Genomic DNA, 22,497 nt, shown 5'->3' on the forward strand with positions numbered 1-22,497 from the left:
CACGCGAGGCCTCTTGGCGGCTATCGTGAAAGCCGGGATGCACCAGCGAGCGCAGGGGGAGACCACCGTGGCGCTGCAGCACAAGCCGACCGCGCCGCACCACTCGGCCCAGGACGCCCTGCGCGTCCTGGAGACGGTGACGCGGCACACCTCCGGAGTCACCGCCGCCGAACTCGGCCGCGGCTCCGGTCTCGACCGGGAGCGGCTGACCGCGCTCCTGCGCATGCTGCGCCGCGAGGGCTACGTCGAGCAGACCGCCGACGGCGCGTACGTCACCGGTGAGGCCCTGGCCCGCCTGGGCTCGGCCGACGGACGCGAGCAGGCGGTGCGCGACAAGCTCCAGCGCACCCTGGACCGGCTGCGCGACTCGGTGGGCGCCGCCGTCTACATCAGCCGGTACGTCGACGGCGAGGTCAGCGTCACCCACTACGCGGACGGCCCGACCACGCCCAAGGTCAACGAGTGGGTGGACTTCCGGGTCTCGGCGCACGCCACCGCGGTCGGCAAGAGCCTGCTGACCCAGCTGGACCACGCGGGCCGCCGCGACCACCTGGCCCGGCACAGGATGGCCCGGCTGACCTCGCGCACCATCACCAGCGACAAGCTCCTGCTGTCCCGGCTGGAGTCCCAGCCGCCCACCGTGCCGGTCCTCGACCTCCAGGAGTACGCGGTGGGCACGGTCTGCGCGGCCGTCCCGATCACCGCGGGCTCCTCCGTGGGCTGTCTGGCCCTGTCGCTCCCGGTGGAGCAGGCGCACCGGCTGCGCGAGGCGGCGGACGAGCTGAACCGGAACGCGGCGCCGGTACTGCTGTCGCTGACGATCTAGACCGCTGACGATCAAGAACGTGGTCGAAAGCACCTCCCGGGACCGGGTAGTATTTTCGTCGTCGCCGGCCGCGGGAAGCGGACGGCGGGAGTCATGCGCCGCTAGCTCAGTTGGTTAGAGCAGCTGACTCTTAATCAGCGGGTCCGGGGTTCGAGTCCCTGGCGGCGCACAGCACAGGGTCCCCCTCGCTCCGGCGAGGGGGACCTTGCTCGTGCCGCTCGTATCAGAAGGTGACGTCCGAGCACGCGTAGAACGCGTTGCCCGTGTCGGCGATCGTCCAGACCGCGACGATCACGTGGTGTCCGCTCAGCCCGGACGGCAGTCTGCCGCTGTGGGAGAGCGTGGCCGGGGGCTGCTGGTTGTTGTAGGGCACCGTGAAGAACGGTGTCAGGTTGAGGTCGGACCGGGCCAGGTTGTGGTTCTGGTTCCAGCCCGGCTTGGTGACGTAGTACTTGAAGTCGGTCGTGCGGTGCCGGGCGGTGAACTGCCAGCGGAAGGTGTAGCTCTGCCCGCCGCTCACCCGGGTGGTCGGCCACGCCTGGCCGTTGGGCTGCCTGGGGCTGTCCAGCGGGGCGAACGAGCCGACACCCGCGGAACAGATCTTCCCGTCGGCCGGGCCGGAGGCCGGGAAGCCCTTGGGGCCCTCCACGCTCTGCGGCTCCCACTGGATGGCGCCGCAACCGCTGACGGTGCCGTTCTGGCACACCTTCTGCCGGCTGACGGGCAGGTCGGTGTAGCCGTGGCCGCTGGCGCCGCCGGACGAGAGCACGAGGGCTCCCGTGGTCGCCATGCCCACCGCGGCGGCGTACATCTTGGTCCTTGTGCGCATACTGCTGCTCCCTGTGACGTGTGGGGAAGTTCAGTGAGCCGTGCAGGTCTAGACCAAGTCTCAGATTATTGCCGTTAGTTGAACATGTCCATACCAATAGCGGAACCGGCTCGCCCGTCAGTGCCCGGTGTCCCCGCGCCCCGCGCAGAACGCCACCGTCAGGTCCTTCACCAGCATCTTGCGCTCGTAGTCGTCCAGTTCCACCAGCCCCCGCACGGTCAGCCGGGTCACCGTGTCCTCCACCGAGTCCACGACCGAGGTCAGCACGCTGGCCCGCTGCGCCGCGTCCAGCGCGGCGATCCGGCGCCGGTGCATCGCGGCGGCGACCTCCGGGGCGTACTCCACCCGGACCGGCCGCACCGAGAACACCTCCAGCCCGACCGGCGCCGTGTCCGCCGCGACCAGCCGGGTCAGCGTGTCGCCGGCCACGTCGGCCGAGCTGCGGACCGTGCCGAGCGGCTCCACCGGGACCCGGGCCAGCGCGGCCTCGACGCACTCGCGCAGATACGTCTCGTGGTCCTCGACGCCCAGCGTGGCCTTCGCGGTGTCCCGCACCCGCCACACCACCAGCGTCACCGCCCGGAGCGCGACCCCGTTGCCGTCGGCCGCGGGCATCGGCTCGCTGCGCCAGTGCCGCAGGCGCACGTCGACCCGGCGGCGCAGCAGCAGCGGGTTCACCCACATCAGGCCGGTGCGCCGGACGGTCCCCCGGTAGCGGCCGAACAGTCCGAGCACCCAGGCCCGTCCGGTCCGGCCCCGGGCCAGGCCGCCGAACCCGAACATCCCGAGCGCCCCGGCGGCCGCGTACGCCGCCCACTGCGCGGGCCCGAGCCCGGCACCGGCGTACGCCGGCAGCCCCAGCGCCTGGGCCGCGAGCGGCGGTACGACCCCGGCCCACCAGGAGGTGACCGCGCAGCCGGCCGCTCCGCAGAACCCGGAGGCCACTCCCGCGGCGCCGGGCAGCACCCGGGCCGGACGCTCCGTCAGCTCCGGGTCGACCTGCGGCACCGGACGCGGTCGCGCCGCCTCGGGCCGCCGCGTCCGGGGCTGCTCGCCGGTGCCCTGCCGGCGGCCGACGACCGCGGGCCGCAACGGCACCGGCGCCGGATCGGGGTCGTCGCGGAACAGCAGGTGGACGGGGATCTCGGTGGTGGCCTCGTTGTGGATGAGCCGGGCGGGCCGGTGACCGGTCTCCGCGGCCGGCGAAGGACCGACGGCGGCCGGGGCCGTGCTCTGCGGGTTCGTTGACGATGTCGTACTCATGCGTGCTCCAGCCTCCGCGCCAGACGCCTCATGAACGGGTGATCACCTCGGGGCGGGCGGTCACGAGAAGAGCCGCCGCCAGGTCTCCGGGCCCGGATGGCCGTCCGCCGCGCCACCGCGCCAGCCCTGGGCGCGCTGGAAGGCCTGGACGGCCCGCCGGTCCGCCTCACCCCAGCGCGGACCCGGTCCGATCGTGTAGTACCTGCCGAACCCCTTCCGTACGAGCTGCCCGCCGAGCCGGGTGACGTATGGATTCTCCGCACCCGGCCGGAACATCGCCCGGCCCGGATAGCCGGCCACCCCGTGCGAGGCGGGGCCCGCGGCCGCGGCCGGGACGTCCTTGCCGCGGCCCTCGGCCAGCAGCCGCCAGGTTCCCGGACCCGGCAGTCCGTCGGCCTCCCGGCCCCGCCAGCCCTGGGCCAGCTGGAACGCCTCGGTCGCCCTGCGGTCCGCCTCCGACCAGCGGGGGCCGGGCCCGGAGGCGTAGAAGCGTCCGGCGCCGCGGGCGGCGAGCATCCGGCCCAGCTCGGTGACGTGCCGGTTGTTGGCGCCGGGCCCGAAGGACGACGCCCCCGGGTATCCGGAGGCCGCGGCCGGTGCCCCGCCCGCCGTGCTCACCGGGCTCGCCGCGACGCCCTTGTAGCGGTAGGGCAGGTACTTCGCGGAATTGCTCCAGTAGGCGTAGGGCGTGGCGAGCTTCCGGGCGTGTGGCGGGGTCTGCTCGTAGGCCGTGTAGGCGGTGTGCGTGCCGTTCGTCCAGCCGCCGAAGATCACCACATGGGAGCCTTTCTGGGGGTCGGACGCATTGTGGAACAGCAGAATGTCGCCGGGCTGGAGTTCGCCCTTGGTGATCCGGTCGGCGACGGTGCCGAGGCTTCCGGTCCATTCGTTCGTCGGCAGTTTCCAGGCCATCGACACATAGCCCGAGCAGTCCTGCCGGTATCCGTCGGACCAGTAGGCGCTCATGCTGTACGGCACCTTCGCGGTGACCCAGGTCTTGGCCCGGTTGATGATCTCCGTACGGCTGATGGTGGCCAGTCCCGCGCCGGGCGCGGGCGCGGGCCGGCCCGCCGGACCGTGCAGCGGGGCCCTGGCACCCTGCGGGGTGTCCGGCTCCTCATCTGCGGGGACGCCCGGTCGCAGGGGTGCGTGGGCGGCGGCCGGGAGCGCGGCGGCACCGCTCGCCCCCAGTGCGGCAGCGGCGGCGGTGACCACGATCAGCGTGCGCCGGCCCGTCGGGGAATGCGGCGGGACGCGGGTCCGGTGCCGGCAACCGGGGCAGTCGCAGTCGCTCGCGGCATCGAATTCCTCGAATACGGGAGTCTCCATGCGATTCCCCTCACACTCCCGATCGAAATGTCCGCGGCGGTGCACTTCGGTACATGTCCGTCAGTTTCTCAACTGGTCTCCTCATTCGCATGTTGACGGTCCGAATGATGTAACGGGCCCCTCGGGACGGACACCCGGCTGGTCCGGAGCACCGTCCGGCATCGGGTAGAGTTGTGCAGGTCAGCAGGCGCCGCTAGCTCAGTTGGTTAGAGCAGCTGACTCTTAATCAGCGGGTCCGGGGTTCGAGTCCCTGGCGGCGCACAGACGGCCGAAGGCCCCTCGTATCACACGGGGGGCCTTCGGCGTACCCGGGTTCCGAACGTCTTGCGATCATGACGAACCCCATAGAACCCTGGTCCGGTTCAGGAGCCGGATGCCGAGGGGGCATCATGCAACCGGGAAGCCCACACTCCATGTCTATATAAGGTGTGTGTCGGTCGAGGGGGACCGGTGCAGACGATGAAAGCAACGAAACACGCATGACCCGCGTGTGGGGGGATGACACATGACGTCGACGCCGACGGGCGCCGGGCAGGACCAGGACCCGTCACAGACCACCCAGCTCAGGGTGCCCGGGCATCGGACCTGGAACACCGGCTCGTTCCGCCGGATACGCAAGACCCTGCCGAAGTACGACTACGAGCACTACAGCCGGCTCGCGGGCCCCCTCACCCAGCCCGACCCGCACCAGCCGTACAAGGTCCAGTACCGCTCGCTGATATCCCAGGAGCCGCACCGCGTCCGGGTCGCGCTGATGCTGGCCGCCGCCCCGCTGCTGTCGGTGGTGCTGCTGGTCTGGCTGCTCCAGCCCACGCACTGGACCGAGCGCGACTACCCCGCCTTCGACTGGCTGCCCACGCTCGACATCGTGATGCTCGTGGCGATCGGCCTGATCGAACTCTTCCGCTGCCTGAACGTCCTGTCGAACGCGCACGCCACCCTGGTCGCCCGCGACCCGGTCCCGGTGGTGCCCGAGACCGGCACCCGGGTCGCCTTCCTCACCTCCTTCGTGCCCGGCAAGGAGCCGCTGGAGATGGTGACGAAGACCCTGGAGGCGGCCGTCAAGATCCGCCACCGCGGCCTGATGCACGTCTGGCTCCTCGACGAGGGCGACGACCCCGAGGTGAAGGAAGTCTGCGCGCGCCTGGGAGTACATCACTTCTCCCGCAAGGGCGTCGCCAAGTGGAACCGGAAGAAGGGCCCGCACCGCGCCAAGACCAAGCACGGCAACTACAACGCCTGGCTGGACGCGCACGGCAACGACTACGACTTCTTCGCCTCGGTCGACACCGACCACGTGCCGCTGCCCAACTACCTGGAGCGGATGCTCGGCTTCTTCCGCGACCCGGACGTCGGCTTCGTCATCGGCCCGCAGGTCTACGGCAACTACGACAACCCGATCACCAAGGCCGCCGAGTCGCAGCAGTTCCTCTTCCACGCGCTGATCCAGCGCGCGGGCAACCGGTACGGCTCCCCCATGTTCGTGGGCACCTCGAACGCGGTGCGCATCAGCGCGCTCAAGCAGATCGGCGGCCTGTACGACTCGATCACCGAGGACATGGCGACCGGCTTCGAGATCCACCGCCACAAGAACCCGGCCACGGGCCGCAAGTGGCGCTCGGTCTACACCCCGGACGTGCTCGCGGTCGGCGAGGGCCCGAACGCCTGGACGGACTTCTTCACCCAGCAGATGCGCTGGTCGCGAGGGACGTACGAGACGATCCTCAAGCAGTACTGGAAGGGCTGGTACTCGCTGCCGCCGAGCAAGCTCTTCAACTACACGATGATGATCATCTTCTACCCGATGTCGGCCCTGAACTGGATCCTGGCGGCGCTGAGCTGCTGCCTGTTCCTGGGCCTGGGCGCCTCGGGCGTCAACATCGACCCCGCGGTCTGGCTGATGCTCTACGGCAACGCCTCCGCGCTCCAGATCGGCCTCTACGTCTGGAACCGCCGCCACAACGTCTCGCCGCACGAGCCGGAGGGCTCCGGCGGTGTGGCCGGCATGATCATGTCCGCGCTGTCGGCGCCGCTGTACGCCAAGGCGCTCATCGACTCCGTGCTGCGCCGCAAGAGCAAGTTCGTGGTGACCCCGAAGGGCGACTCGGCCAGCCCGGACACCCTGTTCGGGACCTTCCGGTACCACTGGTACTTCATCGTCATCTTCGCCGGCTCGATCACCGCGGGCTTCGTCTTCGGACACTCCCACCCCGCCATGATCATCTGGGCGACGTTCGCGCTGCTGATCACCGCGTCGCCGATGTTCGCCTGGCGCCACGAACTGCGGAAGGCGAAGAAGCGGCCGCCGGCCGTGGCCGCCGAGCCCGCGCCGGGGATCCCACCCCAGCACATGGCGCCCGAGCAGGCGTACGCGCCGCACGCGCCGCAGCAGAAGCCCAGCTGGGCAGCCCCCGCCGACGGGGGCGACGACCAGACCATGCAGATCGCCCTTGGTGGACTCGGGGGACTTGGGGGACGTAAGGAATGAAAGACCGTGCCGGCCGCCGCCGCGCCCGTCGCTTCGCGATAGGTACGGCGGTGGTAGTCGCGCTGGCCGGGATGAACGGGCCGTGGCTCTACCGCTTCGGAACCGAGAAATACCACCAGTACAAGATCAATCAGCCGGAGTACAAGGCCGCCAACGGCAAGTGGGAGATCGTCGAGTTTCCCGAGAAGTACCGGCAGAACACCATCCACGCGGCGCTGCTGCGCACCGGCAAGGTGCTGCTCGTCGCCGGGTCGGGCAACAACCAGGACAACTTCGACGACAAGAAGTTCGACACCCGGATCTGGGATCCCGTCAAGGGCACCATCAAGAAGGTGCCGACGCCCGCCGACCTGTTCTGCACCGGCCACACCCAGCTCGCCAACGGCAACCTGCTGATCGCGGGCGGCACCAAGCGGTACGAGAAGCTCAAGGGCGACGTCACCAAGGCCGGCGGCCTGATGATCGTCCACAACGAGAACCCGGACCAGCCGATCACCCTGCCGGCGGGCACCAAGTTCACCGGCAAGGAGAACGGCAAGACCTTCGTCTCCAAGGACCCGGTCCTGGTGCCCCGCGCCAAGAAGGTCTTCGACCCGGAGACCGGCGCGTTCGTGCGCAACGACCCGGGCCTCGGCCGGATCTACGTCGAGGCGCAGCGCAGCGGCGCCAAGTACGAGACCGGTACGCAGGACAACTACCGCGTCCAGGGCCTGTCGGGCACGGACGCGCGCAACACCTACGGCATCGCGCAGAAGCTCGCCCTCGACAAGAAGGACTTCCAGGGGATCCGGGACGCCTTCGAGTTCGACCCGGTCGCCGAGAAGTACATCAAGGTCGACCCGATGCACGAGGCCCGCTGGTACCCGACGCTCACCACCCTGAGCGACGGCAAGATCCTCAGTGTCTCCGGCCTCGACGACATCGGCCAGCTGGTCCCGGGCAAGAACGAAATCTACGACCCGGAGACCAAGGAGTGGACCTACACCGACAAGGTCCGCCAGTTCCCGACGTACCCGGCGCTGTTCCTCATGCAGAACGGCAAGATCTTCTACTCGGGCGCGAACGCCGGCTACGGTCCCGACGACGTGGGCCGCGACCCCGGCATCTGGGACGTGGAGACCAACAAGTTCACCAAGGTGCCCGGGCTCAGCGACGCCAACATGCTGGAGACCGCGAACACGGTGCTGCTGCCGCCGGCGCAGGACGAGAAGTACATGGTGATCGGCGGCGGCGGGGTCGGCGAGTCCAAGCTGTCCAGCGAGAAGACCCGGATCATCGATCTCAAGGCGGACGACCCGAAGTTCGTGGACGGGCCGTCACTGGAGAAGGGCACGCGCTATCCGCAGGCCTCGATCCTGCCGGACGACAGCGTGCTGGTCTCCGGCGGCTCGGAGGACTACCGGGGCCGCGGCGACTCCAACATCCTCCAGGCCCGGATGTACCACCCGGGCACGAACGAGTTCGAGCGGGTGGCCGATCCGCTGGTGGGCCGGAACTACCACTCCGGTTCGATCCTGCTGCCCGACGGGCGCCTGATGTTCTTCGGGTCGGACTCGCTCTACGCGGACAAGGCCAACACCAAGCCGGGCAAGTTCGAGCAGCGGATCGAGATCTACACGCCGCCGTATCTCTACCGGGATTCCCGGCCGGATCTGTCCGGGGGGCCGCAGACCATCGCGCGCGGTGAGTCGGGGACGTTCACCTCGCGGGCGGCGGCGTCGGTGAAGAAGGTGCGGTTGATTCGGCCCAGCGCGTCTACGCATGTCACTGACGTGGATCAGCGGTCCATCGCGTTGGACTTCACGGCGGACGGGGACAAGTTGACGGTGACCGTGCCGAGCAATAAGAACTTGGTTCAATCGGGGTGGTACATGATGTTCGTGACTGATGGGGACGGGACGCCTTCGAAGGCGGAGTGGGTCAGAGTGCCGTAGCGCTCCCGCAGGTTGTGACTCGGGGTGCGGGAGCGCTGTGGCTGGTCGCGCAGTTCCCCGCGCCCCTGAGGGGGCGCTATCCCTGCGCCAGTTTTAGAGCGTACTCGGGGTACCACTCGCCTGCCTTTGGGCCGCCCTTGCATTCGCCGTCCGACTCTCCGGGGCGCTTGACCCAGACGTAGGCGTCGACCAAGGGGTCGGACGTCTTCGTTGTGGGGGTTTCGCCGAGGGCTCGGCCCGGGGGGTTGCACCAGCGTTCGTCCGGGTTGCCCCCGGTGTAGGGGCCGTTGCCGTTGCGGCTGGTGTCGATGACGAAGGGCTTGTTGCCGACCTTGGCGGAGAGCTGCTTGCCGTAGGCGATGGAGTCCTCGGTGGTGTAGAAGTTCGACACGTTGACCGAGAAGCCGTCCGCCTTGTCGATGCCGGCCCGCTTCAGCGGGTCGAAGATCTGGTCGGGGTGGCCCCAGCCGGCGTTGCCCGCGTCCAGGTACACCTTGGTGTTCTTCAGGGCGGCGAGCTTGCCGATGGCCTCGTTGAGGAGGGCGTAGCGCTCCTCGTGGAACTGCTCCGGGGTGCAGCCGTCCACCAGGTGGAGCACGGCGTCCGGTTCCAGGATGACCGTGGCGGAGCGGTCGCCGATGCCCTTGGCCACGCCGTCGACGAAGTCACGGTAGGCGTTGCCGTCGGCGGCGCCGCCGCCCGAGTACTGGCCGCAGTCGCGGTGCGGGATGTTGTAGAGGACGAGCAGCGCGGTACGCCCGGCCTCGTCGGCGGCCTCGGTGAAGCCGCGGGCCTGTTCCTCGGGGTTCTCCGGGCTGAGCCACTCGCCGGTCGGCTGCTGGGCGATCTTGCGGATCTGCTCGGCCTGGTCCTTCTTGCCGGCCTCGGCCAGCGAGGCCACCTGCTGCGCGGCGGTGCCGTCGGGGTTGACCCAGAACGGGTCGGCCTCCTTGGGCTGCTGCGTGATCTTGGCGCCCGCGTTCCCGCCCTTGTCCTCTCCGTCGCCGGAGGAGGAGCAGCCCGCGAGCAGCAGTGCCGCGCCGAGCATCGCCGCCGACGTCCGCCTCGTGGACAACGTCGCGGCCCCCCTGCTGCCGTACATCCAACCCCCCTGGGTGCGTTCCGAGGCTCAATCCTGACATACGCCTCCGGCACTCAAGAGGTTCCCTGACCGGGCGCCGGTTCCTGTGCTAGGAGGCCGTTCCGGTCAGGTAGGCGGAGACGATGACGTTGGCCGTGTAGCTGTTGGTGGTGCGGTCGAAGGTGCCGCCGCAGGTGATCAGGCGGAGTTCGGCGCGGCCCGTGGTGCGGGGGCCGTAGGCCTGCTGGGCGTCGAAGCCGGTGCGGGTGAGGACCTGGACGTCGTCGACGGTGAACTCGGCGGTTCCGCCGTCGTCGCGGGTCACCCGGACCCTCTCGCCGGGCTCCAGGGCGCTCAGTTCGTAGAAGACGGCGGGCCGGGTCTCGGTGTCGACGTGGCCCACCATCAGCGCCGTCCCGGCCGCGCCCGGGGTGACACCGGCGGCGTACCAGCCGACGGAGCCCGCCCGGTCGAACGGCGGTGGTTCGATGGCGCCCCGGGCGTCGAGTCCGCTGGGCAGGACCGGGGCGCTGATGTCGAGGCCGGGGACGTCGAGCCGTTGCGGCCGGGCGTCGTCGAGGGGTGCGTGGGCGGGCGGCAGCGGTACGTCGGGGGGCCGGCCGGCCGCCGCCATGTCGCCGGTGGCGGGCCGGGATATGCCCTCGCGCACGTCGGTGGCCTCGCGGCCCCACAGCCACAGCCCGAGCAGCAGCACGGTCCAGGCGATGCCGGTCACCAGACGGCCGCCGGGGGCGGTGGTGCCTCGCGCGTCCTGTTCGGACATGGTCAGCCCGTCCCGCGGCTCCGGCTGCGGACGCCGCGCAGCGCGACGGCGACGGCGGCGATGCCCGCGAGGACCAGCCCGGTCACGGTGTGCGCGGTGCCGGGGGGCTCGGGGCGGGCCTCCTCACCGCTGTCGGCGGCGGCCAGCCGGGCGCTGCCGCCGCCGCCCGCGTGGACGGGGGCGACGGGAGAGGCGGGTGCGGCCGGGCGCCGGCGCTCGACGTTGACGGTGCCCTCGCGGGCGTCGGCACCGCAGGTGACCCGCACGGCGTACGCGCCGGCCTCCATGCCGGAGCGGACCGTGCCGGTGCCGACGAGGACGCCGTCCTCCGCGGCCACGGTCAGCCGTGCCTCGGAGACGAACGCCGCCGACACGGCGACGGCCGTCCTCTCGGTGCAGTCGGGCACGCGCAGCTCGACGTCGCCGCCGGGCGCGGGCGAGGACGGAGACACCGAGACGCCCCCGCCGTCGGCCGCGTACGCGGCGGGCGCGACCGGTGCGAGCGCCGCCACCAGGGCGGCTCCGGCACAGAGAGTGACCTTCAGAGAGCCCATCGTGTACCTCCAGTTACCTGGAGACTCCCCCGCGGGACCCGCCCCCGCATCCTGCGCGAGGGTCGGGCTGCTCCGTTCGGGTCACACCGGGCGATCTCGGGTTTACCGAAGGCTGGGTGGCCTCAGACCCGTTCGACGAGGTCCGCGATGGAGTCGACCACCTTGGAGGGGCGGTACGGGAAGTTCTCGACCTGCTCGGGCCGGGTCAGGCCGGTCAGGACCAGGAAGGTCTGCATGCCCGCCTCCATGCCGGCCAGCACGTCGGTGTCCATGCGGTCGCCGATCATCGCGCTGGTCTCGGAGTGGGCGCCGATCGCGTTGAGCCCGGTGCGCATCATCAGCGGGTTGGGCTTGCCCGCGAAGTACGGCTGCTTGCCGGTCGCCTTGGTGATCAGCGCGGCGACCGCGCCGGTCGCCGGGAGCGGACCCTCGGTGGAGGGGCCGGTCTCGTCGGGGTTGGTGCAGATGAACCGGGCGCCGGCGTTGATCAGCCGGACCGCCTTCGTCATGGCCTCGAAGGAGTACGTACGGGTCTCACCGAGGACCACGTAGTCGGGGTCGTGGTCGGTGAGGATGTAGCCGATGTCGTGCAGGGCGGTGGTCAGACCGGCCTCGCCGATGACGTACGCCGACCCGCCGGGCCGCTGGTCGTCCAGGAACTGGGCGGTGGCCAGCGCCGACGTCCAGATCGACTCGATCGGCACCTCCAGGCCCATCCGGCGCAGCCGGGCGTGCAGGTCGCGCGGGGTGTAGATCGAGTTGTTGGTGAGGACCAGGAAGGGCTTGCCGGACTCCCGGAGCCTCTTGATGAAGGCGTCGGCCCCGGGAATCGGCACGCCCTCGTGGATGAGGACCCCGTCCATGTCGGTGAGCCACGACTCGATGGGCTTGCGGTCTGCCATTGCGACGAACTCCTGGCGTGCGGTGGGGCATGGGCGGGGGCGCCGGAACCACGGCGTACCGACGCCCCACAGCCTAATCAGGAGCCGGTCAGAGCGACCCCGTCGATCACCCAGTACCAGTTGTTGCCCGCGGTGTAGCGGAACCGGACGCGGGCCGTGCGGGCGCCGGCGGGGACCTGGAGGGCGACGGTCTCGGTGCGGGAGGGGACGTCGGCGGTGTAGGTGCGGACGGTGACGGGGGCGGCGTCGTCGTAGGAGACGAGGACCTCGCCCTTCTGCGGGGACTCGTGGCGGTAGTACGTGGTGTAGGTCAGCGTGGCGGCGCGGCCGCCGGTGACCGGGTACGCCGGGCTGACCAGGGTGGAGTCGAAGGTGCCGGTGACGGGCTTGTCGTACCACTCGTCGCCGTCCGCGACGGCGAAGACGTTCCGGGCGCGGACGTTGGACTCGCGGTGCTGGTCGCGCTGGGCCGCGGTCCAGAACTCGTCGGTGGTGAAGGTCCAGCCGCGCCATTCGGCGACCCCGCCGGTGCCCATCGCGGAGTTGTCGACGGACCAGCCGGCGGGCGGGGTGTGGGTGTGACCGAGGACGGCGGCCGGGATGCCGGTCTCGTCGGTGCGGGGCGCGAGCCTGGCGCGCAGGGTGTCGAAGTCGTCGGGCCGGGGCTGCTGGACGGGGCGTCCGTCCAGGTTCCACGCCGGGTCGATCGCGACGCCGAGGTGGGCGAGGGCGGAGGCGGCGACGTCCGGCATCTTCACGTCGTACCGGACGGAGCCGGGGGCGAGGGTGGGGCCGGTGGCGATGAGGAAGGTCTGGCGCTCGGGGAGGGTGGAGCCGCCGTGGCCGCCGGCGTCGGTGTGGCCGTGGTCGGCGGTGACCATGATCAGCCAGTCCTCGGAGGCGTAGGACGCCCGGGACTTCACGGCGGCGACCATCTGCCCGACCTGGGCGTCGGCGGCGTGGATCGCGTCCAGGTACTGGCCGCTCGCGGCGCCGTGGTCGTGGCCGGCGTGGTCGATGTTGTCGAGCTGGACGAAGACCGCGTCGGGGTCGCCGCCGCCGAGCTGGGCCACGGCGCGCGAGGTGGTGCCGGTGTCGTACTCGGCGCTCGGGGTGGAGACGCGGGTGTCGACCTTCGAGGAGAGGACGGTGTCGGTGATCGGGGCCCAGGAGGAGACGGCGTACGTCGTCAGGGACGGTCTGGCGGTCTCGGCGCGGGTGAGGAAGTCGGGGTACTGGGCGAAGCGGTGGCCGGTGAAGGCGTTGTCGCGGACGTTGTGCTTGTCGGGCCAGACGCCGGTGAGGAGGGTGGACCAGCCGGGGCCGGACATGGTCGGCGCGAGGGGCTGCGCGTGGATGCTGCTGGGCGCGGTGAGGCCGGCCGCCATGAGGGCGTCGAGGTGCGGGGCGTCGGCGTCCTTGACGCGGGTGAGCAGGGCGCCGTCCAGGCCGATGACCAGGACCTTGGGTGTCCGGTCGGCGGCGCGGGCGGTGGCGGCGAGGGGGCCCGCGGTGGCCGCGAGCGCGGCGGCGGACAGGAGCAGGGAGCGGCGGGACAGGCGGTGCGTCACGTGAACCTCCATGAGGGGCGGAGCCGTGCGGGGTGGCGGGGTGCGGCTCAGCTGCCGGTGGCCGACTTCCAGGCGTCGACGTACGAGGTGAGGTTCTCCTCGATGTCGTTCCAGTCGGGTTCGAAGATCTCGACGCCGTCCATCAGCTTGGCCAGTTCGATGGCGTTGGCGTCGGTGGCCTTGACGTCCTGGCGGGCCGCGAAGCCGCCGCCGATCTCGCTGACCTGCTTCTGGGCCTTCTGGCCGAGCATGTAGTCGAGGAGCTTCTTGCCGTTCTCGCTGTGCGGGGCGTCGGAGACCAGGCCGGCCGCGTACGGCAGGGCGAACGTGGTGGGCTTGCCGCCTTCGCGGGCGGGGAACCAGATGCCGAGGTTGGGCATGGACTTGGACTGGGCGAAGTTCATCTGGACGTCGCCGTTGGCGGCCAGCAGCTCGCCCTTGTCGACCTTGGGGGCGAGCTTGCCGGTGGAGGCGGACGGGCCGACGTTGTTGGCCTGGAGCTTCTTCAGGTACTCCATGGCGGGCTGCTCGCCGCCGAAGTCGTGCATGGCCTTGATGAGGACGGCGGTGCCGTCGCCGGCGACGCCGGGGGTGGAGTACTGCAGCTTGTTCTCGTACCTGCCGTCGAGCAGGTCCTCCCAGGTGGCGGGGGCCTGCTTCAGCTCCTTGGTGTTGTGGATGAAGCCGAAGTAGTTGTTGACGACGGCGGTCCAGGTGCCGTTCGCCGCCTTGTCGGCGCCGCTGACCTGGTCGGCGCCCTTGGGGGCGTACTTCTGGAGCAGGCCCTTGGTGTCGGCCTGCTGGATGAAGGGCGGGAGGGTGACGAGCACGTCGGCCTGCGCGTTGCGCTTCTCGCGGGTGGCGCGCTGGACCATCTCGCCCGAGCCGCCCTCCACGTACTCGACCTTGATGCCGGTCTCGTTCTCGAAGTCCTTGAAGACCTGGTCGTACCAGCCGTCGCCGTTCTCGCCCTTGAGGCCGTCGGCGCTGTAGACGGTGACGACGTTCTCGTCGGAGGCTGCGGAGTTGCCGCCGCAGGCGGTCAGGGGGAGGGCGAGGAGACAGACGGCGGCGAGCGGCAGGAGGGGCTTTCCGGGCATGGCGAGGTGAACTCCTTGCGGGAGAAGGTCGGTCGGGCTGGGGCTAGCGGTAGGAGGCCTTGGTGCGGATGCGGGAGACGGCGAGCAGCACCAGCAGGGTGGCCGCCATCAGGACCACGGCGACGGCGGAGCCGGTGAAGAGGGCGCCGCGGTCGGTGGCGGCGTAGATCAGCACCGGCAGTGGGGTCCAGTCCGGCGGGTAGAGCATCATCGTGGCGCTCAGCTCGCCCATGGACAGGGCGAAGCAGAGGCCGGCGGCGGCGGTCAGGGACGGCAGCAGCAGCGGCAGCCGGACCCGCAGCAGGACGCGCGCCGGGGAGGCGCCGAGGGAGGCGGCGGCCTGCTCGTAGGCGGGGTCGAGGCGGGTGATCGCCGCGGACACCGACTGGTAGGCGAAGGCGGTGACCAGCACGGTGTGGGCGACGATCACGATCCAGCGGGTGCCGTTGAGGAGGAACGGCGGCTGGGAGAAGGCGACCAGGATCGCCAGGCCGACCACGACGGAGGGCACGGCGACCGGCAGGACGAACAGGGCGTCCATGACCTTGCGGTGGCGCTTCCGCAGCGCGGCGGCGGCGAGCGCGGCCCAGGTGCCGGCGGCCAGCGCCAGCAGGCTCGCGGCGAGCGCGGTGACCAGGCTGGTGGTGAGGGCCTGGAGCGCCTCGCCGCGGGTCGCCGCCTGGTAGTTGGCGGTCGTCAGGCCGGACGGCAGGACGCTGGACCAGTGGGTGGCGAAGGACGCGCCCAGGACGACGAGCAGGGGGAGGGCGAAGAGGGGCAGGAAGAGCACGAGGAAGACCGCCCACAGGGCCCACCTCGCCTTGCGGCTATGCACCAGCACGGCGGCTCACCACCCGGTAGAGGCCGTACAGGCCCACGGAGATCAGGACGTTGACGACGGCGACCACACAGGCGCCCGGGTAGTCGGACTCCAGCATGGCCTTGCTGTACACGAGCGTCGGCAGGGTGGTGACGCCCTTGGCGCCGGTGAAGAGCACGATGCCGAACTCGTTGAGGCACAGCACCAGGACGAGGCTGCCACCGGCCGCGAGCGCGGGCAGCGCCTCCGGCAGGACGGTCCGGCGGATGATGCGCGGTGCGCGGGCCCCGAGCGAACTGGCCGCCTCCAGCTGGGCGGTGTCCAGCTGCGAGAACGCGGCGAGCAGCGGGCGCACCACGAACGGCGTGAAGTACGTGATCTCCGCGAGCAGCACGCCCCAGGGCGTGGTGAGGAACTGGAAGGGTCCCTCGGACGCCCCGGTGGCGTCCGTCCACAGCCCGTTGGCCATGCCGACGGAGCCGTAGATGAACAGCAGGGCCAGCGTGATCAGGAACGACGGGAAGGACAGGAAGACGTCGATGAACCGCGACACCGCCCGCGCCCCGGGAAACGGCACGAACGCGATCACCAGCGCGAGCACGAACCCGAGCACCAGACACCCGACGGTGGCGGCCACCGCCAGCCACACGGTGGTCCACAACGCCTCCCGGAACGCATACGAGGCGAACACATCCGCGTACGGCTCGAGAGAGGTCCCACCACTGTCGGGCTGGAAGGACTGCTGAACGACGAGGGCGAGCGGATAGAGAAAGAAAAGAGCTAGGAGAGCCACTGGAGGCAACGCCCAGAAGAGCGCCCCGAAGGGGCGCGGGGCTGTGCTCGATTTGCGGCTGCCGCCGCCGGGGCGCGACCAGCCACCCACGGCCCGCGGCTTACGCACAACCTCAGCCATGGTCCACCCCAGCAGGCAGCAACACACCATCATCCGGCGCGAAATGCAACGTCACCTCGTCGCCATGAGCCGGCGGATCCCGCAGCTCACGCAGGTCCGCCATCACCCGATGACCACCCACGTCGACAAACAGCCGATGCGTAGCCCCCCGCCACTGAATCTCCCCCAGCGTCCCGGTGAGCCGGTTGGGCCCGTCCCCGAGCCCGACAAGATGCGGCCGCACACACAGGACGGCCGACGCGCCCCGCGCGGCACCCCCCGTGTCGACCTTGATGTCCGCGCCGCCGAAGGACACTCCCCCGGCTCCGACGGTCACCGGCAGCAGGTTCGCGCCGCCCACGAAGGACGCCGTGAACTCGTCGGCCGGCGCCCGGTACAACTCCCTCGGCGTCCCGCACGCGCGCAGCCTCGCCTTGTCCATGACCGCGATCCGGTCGGCGAGGGTCAGGGCCTCCACCTGGTCGTGGGTGACGTAGAGGATCGACACGTCGGGCAGCTCGCGGTGCAGGCGGGCCAGTTCGGCGAGCATGCCGGAGCGGAGCTGGGCGTCGAGCGCGGAGAGGGGTTCGTCGAGGAGCAGGACGCCGGGCCGGATGGCGAGCGCGCGGGCGATGGCGACGCGCTGCTGCTGGCCGCCGGACAGCTCGCGGGGGTGGCGGCGGGCGTAGGCGCCCATGCCGGTCATGTCCAGCGCCTCGGCGACCCGTTCCCGGATCTCGGCCCGGGGGACCTTGCGGGCGCGGAGTCCGAAGGCGACGTTGTCCTCCACCCGCATGTGCGGGAAGAGCGCGTACTGCTGGACGACCATGCCGATGCCGCGCCGGTGCGGGGGCAGGTCGGTGACGTCGCGGTCGCCGAGGAACACCCGCCCCGAGGCGGGCCGTACGAACCCGGCGACCGCCCGCAGCGCGGTGGTCTTGCCGGATCCGGACGGCCCGAGCAGCGCCATGACCTCGCCGGGTTCGACGGTGAGGTCGAGGGCGTCGAGGACGACGTTGCCGTCGTAGGCGACGGTGACCGAGTCGAAGTGGATGCCGCTGCTGGTGGCGCTCATCAGCCGTCTGCTCCCCGCAGGAGGGCGGGCAGGCCGGCGACCGAGTCGAGGACGTGTCCGGCGCCCGCCTCGCGGAAGGCGTCGTCGCCGTGGGCCCCGGTGCGCACCCCGGCGACCAGTCCCGCGCCGGCCCGTACGCCGCTGAGCACGTCGTACGAGGTGTCGCCGACGACGGCGACCTGGCGTACGGCGTCGGCGGCCTTCGTGCGCAGGAAGGCCTCCAGCACCATGTCCGGGTACGGCCGTCCGCGCCCGCCCGCGTCGGCGGGGCACAGGGTGAGCGGCACCAGGTCGCGCCAGCCCAGCGCGTCGAGGATGGCGTCCTGCGTGACGCGGGCGAAGCCGGTGGTCAGGACGACGGTACGGCCGTCGGCGGTCAGCTCCTCGACGGCCGCGCGGGCGCCGGGGACGGGGGCGATCAGGCCGCCGTCGACCAGTTCGCCGTACGCCTTCTCGAAGGTGGCGTTGGCGTGCTGGGCGCGGTCCTCGTCGCCGAACAGGTGCCGGAAGACGGAGATCTTGGACTCGCCCATGGTGGCGCGGACGTAGTCGAGCTTCTCGGCGTGGTCCGGGGTGCCGGGCTCGACGCCCAGTTCGCGGGCGGCGGCGTCGAAGGCGCGCTCGACCAGACCGCCGTCGGCGACGGTGGTGCCGGCCATGTCGAGGACGACGAGGCGGATGTCTGTCGTGTTCATGGGTACTTTCACCAACCCAGTTCGTTCGCGGTGGTTTCGGCTATCGCGGGTGAGCAGGTCATGCCGCGCCCGCCGGGCCCGGTGACCAGCCACACGCCGTCGCGCACCCGTTGCCGGTGCACGACGCGGCTCTTGTCGGTGCACTGCGCGTACACCCCGGCCCACCGGCGGCGGACCTTGGGCAGCGGCCGGCCGAGGAGGGACTCGACGACGCCGGTGAGGTGGTCGTAGGGGTCCTCGACGGTGTCGAAGGCGAAGGGGTGCTCGTACTCGTGGGTGTCGCCGATGGTCAGTCCGCCGTCGGCGCGCTGCACCATCAGCAGCTGCATCCTGTGTTCCGCGGCCGTGGCCGGCTGCGGCTGCCGCGCGTTCAGCTCGTCCAGGGCGGGCGAGCCGTAGGCGGGGTAGTAGCGGAAGCTGTCGGCGTCGGCGACCGAGGTCGTGAGCGGTTCGCCGAGGGGGTCGGTCTGCATCATCTGGAGGCGGACCCGCCGCACGGGCAGGTCGGGCCCGGCCAGCTCGCGGACCAGGCCGCCGAGCCAGGCGCCCGTGCACAGGACGACGACGTCGCCCGTGTGGGTGGCGCCGTGGTCGTCGCGGACGGCGTTCTCGCCGATCACGTCGCGGACCTCGCGGCCGGGCAGGAAGGTGTACTGCGGGGACCGGCGGAGTTCGGCGCGCAGGGCGAGCTGGGCGGTGCGGGGTTCGACTGCGGCGTCCCGTTCGCAGTACAGCGCGGCGTCGAAATCGCCGCGCAGGGCGGGGTTCAGCGCGCGCGCCTCACCGGCGGTGAGCAGCTTGTGGCCCCGGGCGGCGGCGTCCGGGCGGGCCACGGCCGCCTCGGCGACCGCGCGTTCCAGGTCGCCGCGGACCGGGGTCAGGGAGCCGTTCGGGCGGAAGCCCAGCGCCGGGATCCGGGCGCCGATCTCCTCCCACAGCTCCCGGGCCCGCAGCGCGGTCTCCAGCTCCTCGCCGCCCGCGCGGCCACTGATCCAGATCTGGCCGAAATTGCGCAGCGAGGCGCCGCGGGCCTCCGTCTCGCGCTCGATCTGTACGACCTCATGGCCGCGGTTCACTGCGTGCCAGGCGTGCATGGTGCCCACCACGCCGGCTCCGACGACTATCACTCTCACGACGGCCACGCTCCTTGCCAAGGGGGAACCGGAGGAATCCGGCTGACAACGAGAGCGTGAACTGGTCATCACGTTTGGGCTAGACCCGTTATCTTTTCGTTATGAATCGACGGTCTGCGTGAGTGGTGGTTTTCAGCCGCGCAGGTGGGTCGTGAAGGAGAAGCGGTCGCCCCGGTAGAGCGTCCGGACCCGCTCCAGCGGGCGCCCCTCCGTGTCCCGGGAGACGCGGTGGATGAGCAGCATCGGGAGGGCCGGCGGAGTGCCGATGAGCAGCGCCTCGCGCGGGGTGGCGAGCACGGTCTCGATGCGTTCGTCGGCGTCACCGAAGGCGATGCCCTGCCCGGCGAGGTGGGCGTAGAAGGACGAGTCCGGGTCGAAGCTGCTGTCCAGGTCGGGGAGCCGGGCCACGGAGAGGTAGGTGCTCTCCAGGCCGACCCGCTCGTCGTCGGCGAGCAGCACCCGCTCCAGGTGCCAGACGGGCTCCCCGCGCGTGAGGCCGGTCTCGGCGGCGAGCGCGTCGGGGCAGGGGAAGCGGTCGAGGGTGACCAGCGCGCGGCCGGGGGTACGTCCCTGGCGGCGGACGCCCTCGGTGTAGCTGGCCAGGGAGAGCGGCTGCGCCAGCTTGGGCCCGGCGACCACGGTGCCGCGTCCCTGGCGGCGCAGCTTGCCCTCGAGGACCAGCTCGCGTAGCGCCTGCCGCACGGTCTCGCGGGCGACCTCGTACCGCTCGGAGAGGTCCCGCTCGGTGGGGATGGCGCTGCCCTCCCCCAACTCGCCGACCAGACGGTCGATCCGCGCCTTGACGGCGTAGTACTTCGGCACGCGGCCGTGCTCCGGGATCCCGGAGCGGACGGGGGCGCCGGGGGCCTGGTCGTTCGGATAGTCCACGCAGGGATGGTCGCAGACGGGGGTGGGCCCTGGTGGGGCGGTGGGGTCGGTGGGGGCCGGGCGGGGCGGGGGCGTCAGCGGCGGCGTCCGCGGGTCAGCAGTACGGCCGTGCCGCCGGCGGCGAAGAAGAGGAGGGTGACCGCCAGGGCCGTTTCGACCCGGCCGGGTCCGGTGCCGGCGAGTTCGTCGGCGGAGGGGGTGCCGGTGTTCCGGTCCTCCGGGGTGGCGGGGTCGGCGCTCTGCTCGGTGGCGGACCCGTCGGGGGAGGTGTCGGGGGAGGTGTCGGGGGACGTGCCGGAGGGCGCGTCGGCGGGGGTGCCCGGCCCGATGCGGAAGCGGTAGTCGTTCGACTGGCCGATCCACTCGCCGTCGCCGCCCCGGCGCTGGACGACCGCCGCGTTGGCGGTGACCTCGCCGGGGGCGGTGTCCGAGGTCAGCGAGAGGCGCAGCTTCACGGTGAGGGTCTTGCCGGGGGCGACGGTGAAGCCGGCGAAGCGGTCGGCGGCCGTGTCCTCGCCCGCGTTCACCCCCTCGTCCTCGCCGAACGCGCCGATCAGTTCGTCCCGGTCGGTCTTCTCGAAGCCGACGGGACGGGGGTCGGCGCCGTCGTAGAACTCCAGTTGGGGCTGCGACGGCTCCAGGGCCCCCTCCTCGTCGACGAGGACGACGACCGGGTGGACGCCCGAGCAGGTGCGGGAGGTGGTGTTGGTGAGGTCCAGGTACCAGACGCCGAAGCCCCCACCGGGTTCGTAGCGGGCGGGGCCGCCGTGGACGCGGGTGGTGAGCGGGAAGGTGTGGTCGTCCGGGGCCGTGCAGGCGGGCAGGGGATCCGGGGACTCCGCGTGCGCGGGGACGGCGGGCACGAGGACGGCGGACGCGGCGGCGCAGGCGGCGAACAGGGCGGCTGCCGCCACCGGGCGGGGGGACGTGGGCGTGAACAGTCGCATAAACACATGAGCGTGTCGGAGGGTCCGGCCCCACGGCACCGCCGTTCGGGGCACGCCCCTCGAACGGCGGCGGCGATGCGCTCGTTCGGCGCACCCGGCTCAGCCGCCGTCCCCCCGCCCGAACAGCGGCGCGAGCAGCAGTTGGGCCGCGCCCTCCGCGACCCCGCGCGTCCCGCCGGGCGCGATCCGCACCGGTACGGCACCCTCATGGCCGCCCTCGCGCCGGGCCCGGGCGTCGAGGACGGCGCCCACGCCCTGGACGAAGGCGTCGGGTGCGGCGGCGACGGTACGGCCGCCCAGCAGGACCAGGTCGATGTCGAGCAGCCCGGCGAGGTTCGCGGCCCCCGCGCCGAGCACCCGTGCCGCCTCCGCGAGGTCGCCGCGGCCGACGGCGGCGAGGCACAGGGCCTCTATGCAGCCGCAGGCGCCGCAGGTGCAGGGCGGCCCGTCCAGCTGGATGACCTGGTGCCCGAACTCCCCGGCCCCGGTCCGGGCGCCCCGGTGCACCCCGCCACCGATGACGAGGCCCGCACCGAGCCCCGTACCGAGATGCAGGTAGGCGAAGGACCCGCCGTCGCCGCCCACCGTGCGGCCCCTCCCGCCGCCCGCCGCACCGCCCGCCGTGAGACCGAGCGCCGCCGCGTTGGTGTCCTTGTCGACGACGACCGGCACGCCCAGCCGCCGCTCCAGCGCGTCCCGCAGGGGGAAGCCGTCCCACTCCGGGAAGCCGGTGACCCGGTGCAGCACCCCCCGGACGTGGTCGAGCGGACCGGGGAGGGCGACGCCGAGGCCGAGCAGGGTGGGCGCGGCGGCGAGGGTGCCGTCCGGCGGGCGCAGGGTGTCCGCGGTCAGCTCCCGGGCCGCCCCGGCCACCGCCTCCACCACGGCTTCCGCACCCGCGCCGAGGTCCAGCGGCGCGCGCCGCTCCCCCACCACCGTTCCGTCGAGGTCGACCAGCACGGCTCGCAGCTCGTCCCGGTCCAGGTGCACGCCGACCGCGTGGCCCGCCTCCGGCACCAGGCGCAGCACCGTGCGCGGCTTGCCGCCCGTGGACGCGCGGCGTCCGGCCTCGGCGGCCAGGCCCCGGTCGCGCAGCCGGGCGGTGATCTTGCTGACCGCCTGCGGGGTGAGCCCGGTCCGCTCGGCGAGTTCGAGCCGGCTGATGCCCTCCGGGCCGGCCCCGCGCAGCAGGTCGAGGACGAGGGCGGTGTTGTGGCTGCGCAGGGCGAGCAGGTTGGCCCCGCCGGCCCCGCCCCGCATGCCGCCGCCGCGCGCCGCCCGCCCGCCGGTGCCTCCACCGACGCCTGCGCCGGCCCCCCTGCCATCGCCCGCGCCGGCGTCCCCGCCAACGCCCGGCCGGGCGCCCGCACCGATGCCGCCGCCCAG

20 protein-coding genes and 2 tRNA genes are annotated in these 22,497 nt (G+C 71.9%); 5 read left to right on the forward strand and 17 right to left on the reverse strand.

Translation table 11 applies throughout. From position 1 onward, the window contains the following. The first annotated feature begins 67 nt into the window (after positions 1-67). Both ACFC1X_RS21590 and ACFC1X_RS21595 read left to right on the forward strand, forming a co-directional pair. Entirely contained in the window at positions 68-826 is a 759-nt protein-coding gene (locus tag ACFC1X_RS21590; RefSeq protein WP_376356274.1) for an IclR family transcriptional regulator, read from the forward strand. 95 nt (positions 827-921) lie between these two features. Further along, positions 922-995 (forward strand) — tRNA-Lys (locus tag ACFC1X_RS21595). A gap of 54 nt (positions 996-1,049) precedes the next feature. On the opposite strand, the gene ACFC1X_RS21600 is transcribed toward ACFC1X_RS21595, so the two are convergent. The 3 genes from ACFC1X_RS21600 to ACFC1X_RS21610 form a co-directional block, all read right to left on the reverse strand. Further along, positions 1,050-1,655 (reverse strand): lytic polysaccharide monooxygenase, encoded by a 606-nt coding sequence (locus tag ACFC1X_RS21600; RefSeq protein ID WP_376355959.1) that lies wholly within the window; start codon positions 1,653-1,655, stop codon positions 1,050-1,052. Between the two features lie 117 nt (positions 1,656-1,772). Continuing rightward, the gene (locus tag ACFC1X_RS21605) at positions 1,773-2,918 is read right to left on the reverse strand and encodes an SPFH domain-containing protein (RefSeq protein ID WP_376355961.1); all 1,146 of its coding nucleotides are present in this window, start codon (positions 2,916-2,918) and stop codon (positions 1,773-1,775) included. 60 nt (positions 2,919-2,978) lie between these two features. Further along, entirely contained in the window at positions 2,979-4,247 is a 1,269-nt protein-coding gene (locus tag ACFC1X_RS21610; RefSeq protein ID WP_376355963.1) for a peptidoglycan-binding protein, read from the reverse strand. Positions 4,248-4,434: 187 nt separating this feature from the next. Here ACFC1X_RS21610 and ACFC1X_RS21615 point away from each other — a divergent pair. The 3 genes from ACFC1X_RS21615 (at position 4,435) to ACFC1X_RS21625 (ending at position 8,669) form a co-directional block, all read left to right on the forward strand. Further along, a tRNA-Lys gene (locus tag ACFC1X_RS21615) sits at positions 4,435-4,508 on the forward strand. Between the two features lie 244 nt (positions 4,509-4,752). Continuing rightward, positions 4,753-6,735, forward strand: a complete 1,983-nt coding sequence (locus ACFC1X_RS21620) for a glycosyltransferase family 2 protein (protein ID WP_376355965.1) — start codon at positions 4,753-4,755, stop codon at positions 6,733-6,735. After that, positions 6,732-8,669 (forward strand): galactose oxidase-like domain-containing protein, encoded by a 1,938-nt coding sequence (locus ACFC1X_RS21625; RefSeq protein WP_376355967.1) that lies wholly within the window; start codon positions 6,732-6,734, stop codon positions 8,667-8,669. Before ACFC1X_RS21620 ends, ACFC1X_RS21625 begins: the two co-directional genes overlap by 4 nt. A 76-nt stretch (positions 8,670-8,745) precedes the next feature. Here ACFC1X_RS21625 and ACFC1X_RS21630 read toward each other — a convergent pair whose 3' ends face one another. The 14 genes from ACFC1X_RS21630 to ACFC1X_RS21695 form a co-directional block, all read right to left on the reverse strand. Beyond that, entirely contained in the window at positions 8,746-9,771 is a 1,026-nt protein-coding gene (locus tag ACFC1X_RS21630) for a glycoside hydrolase family 6 protein (protein WP_376355969.1), read from the reverse strand. An 88-nt stretch (positions 9,772-9,859) separates the two neighbouring features. Continuing rightward, positions 9,860-10,534: a class F sortase gene (locus ACFC1X_RS21635; protein WP_376355971.1), complete on the reverse strand. Its 675-nt coding sequence runs from the start codon at positions 10,532-10,534 to the stop codon at positions 9,860-9,862. Between the two features lie 2 nt (positions 10,535-10,536). Then, entirely contained in the window at positions 10,537-11,088 is a 552-nt protein-coding gene (locus ACFC1X_RS21640) for a hypothetical protein (RefSeq protein ID WP_376355973.1), read from the reverse strand. 122 nt (positions 11,089-11,210) lie between these two features. Continuing rightward, on the reverse strand, positions 11,211-11,990 hold the full coding sequence (locus ACFC1X_RS21645) for an HAD-IIA family hydrolase (protein WP_376355975.1): 780 nt from the start codon (positions 11,988-11,990) through the stop codon (positions 11,211-11,213). Positions 11,991-12,067: 77 nt separating this feature from the next. After that, entirely contained in the window at positions 12,068-13,573 is a 1,506-nt protein-coding gene (locus ACFC1X_RS21650; RefSeq protein WP_376355977.1) for an alkaline phosphatase family protein, read from the reverse strand. Positions 13,574-13,608: 35 nt separating this feature from the next. Next, a complete protein-coding gene (locus ACFC1X_RS21655; RefSeq protein ID WP_376355979.1) occupies positions 13,609-14,661 on the reverse strand; it encodes a 2-aminoethylphosphonate ABC transporter substrate-binding protein in 1,053 nt (350 codons plus the stop codon). Positions 14,662-14,704: 43 nt separating this feature from the next. Continuing rightward, entirely contained in the window at positions 14,705-15,502 is a 798-nt protein-coding gene (locus tag ACFC1X_RS21660) for an ABC transporter permease (RefSeq protein ID WP_376355981.1), read from the reverse strand. Next, positions 15,489-16,394: a 2-aminoethylphosphonate ABC transporter permease subunit gene (locus ACFC1X_RS21665; protein WP_376355983.1), complete on the reverse strand. Its 906-nt coding sequence runs from the start codon at positions 16,392-16,394 to the stop codon at positions 15,489-15,491. Before ACFC1X_RS21665 ends, ACFC1X_RS21660 begins: the two co-directional genes overlap by 14 nt. Next, positions 16,387-17,448 (reverse strand): ABC transporter ATP-binding protein, encoded by a 1,062-nt coding sequence (locus ACFC1X_RS21670; protein WP_376355985.1) that lies wholly within the window; start codon positions 17,446-17,448, stop codon positions 16,387-16,389. Before ACFC1X_RS21670 ends, ACFC1X_RS21665 begins: the two co-directional genes overlap by 8 nt. Next, positions 17,448-18,143 (reverse strand): HAD family hydrolase, encoded by a 696-nt coding sequence (locus tag ACFC1X_RS21675; RefSeq protein WP_376355987.1) that lies wholly within the window; start codon positions 18,141-18,143, stop codon positions 17,448-17,450. The genes ACFC1X_RS21670 and ACFC1X_RS21675 overlap by 1 nt, the downstream gene beginning before the upstream one ends. An 8-nt stretch (positions 18,144-18,151) precedes the next feature. Continuing rightward, on the reverse strand, positions 18,152-19,276 hold the full coding sequence (locus ACFC1X_RS21680) for a TIGR03364 family FAD-dependent oxidoreductase (RefSeq protein WP_376355989.1): 1,125 nt from the start codon (positions 19,274-19,276) through the stop codon (positions 18,152-18,154). 132 nt (positions 19,277-19,408) lie between these two features. Continuing rightward, positions 19,409-20,164 (reverse strand): GntR family transcriptional regulator, encoded by a 756-nt coding sequence (locus ACFC1X_RS21685; RefSeq protein ID WP_376355991.1) that lies wholly within the window; start codon positions 20,162-20,164, stop codon positions 19,409-19,411. Positions 20,165-20,238: 74 nt separating this feature from the next. Next, entirely contained in the window at positions 20,239-21,111 is an 873-nt protein-coding gene (locus ACFC1X_RS21690) for a hypothetical protein (protein WP_376355993.1), read from the reverse strand. 99 nt (positions 21,112-21,210) lie between these two features. Next, complete coding sequence (locus ACFC1X_RS21695; protein ID WP_376356276.1) at positions 21,211-22,371, reverse strand: ROK family protein; 1,161 nt, start codon at positions 22,369-22,371, stop codon at positions 21,211-21,213. Positions 22,372-22,497 lie beyond the last annotated feature (126 nt).

The sequence above is a fragment of the Streptomyces sp. NPDC056128 genome, assembly GCF_042263835.1.
In the GTDB taxonomy this organism is placed as follows: domain Bacteria; phylum Actinomycetota; class Actinomycetes; order Streptomycetales; family Streptomycetaceae; genus Streptomyces.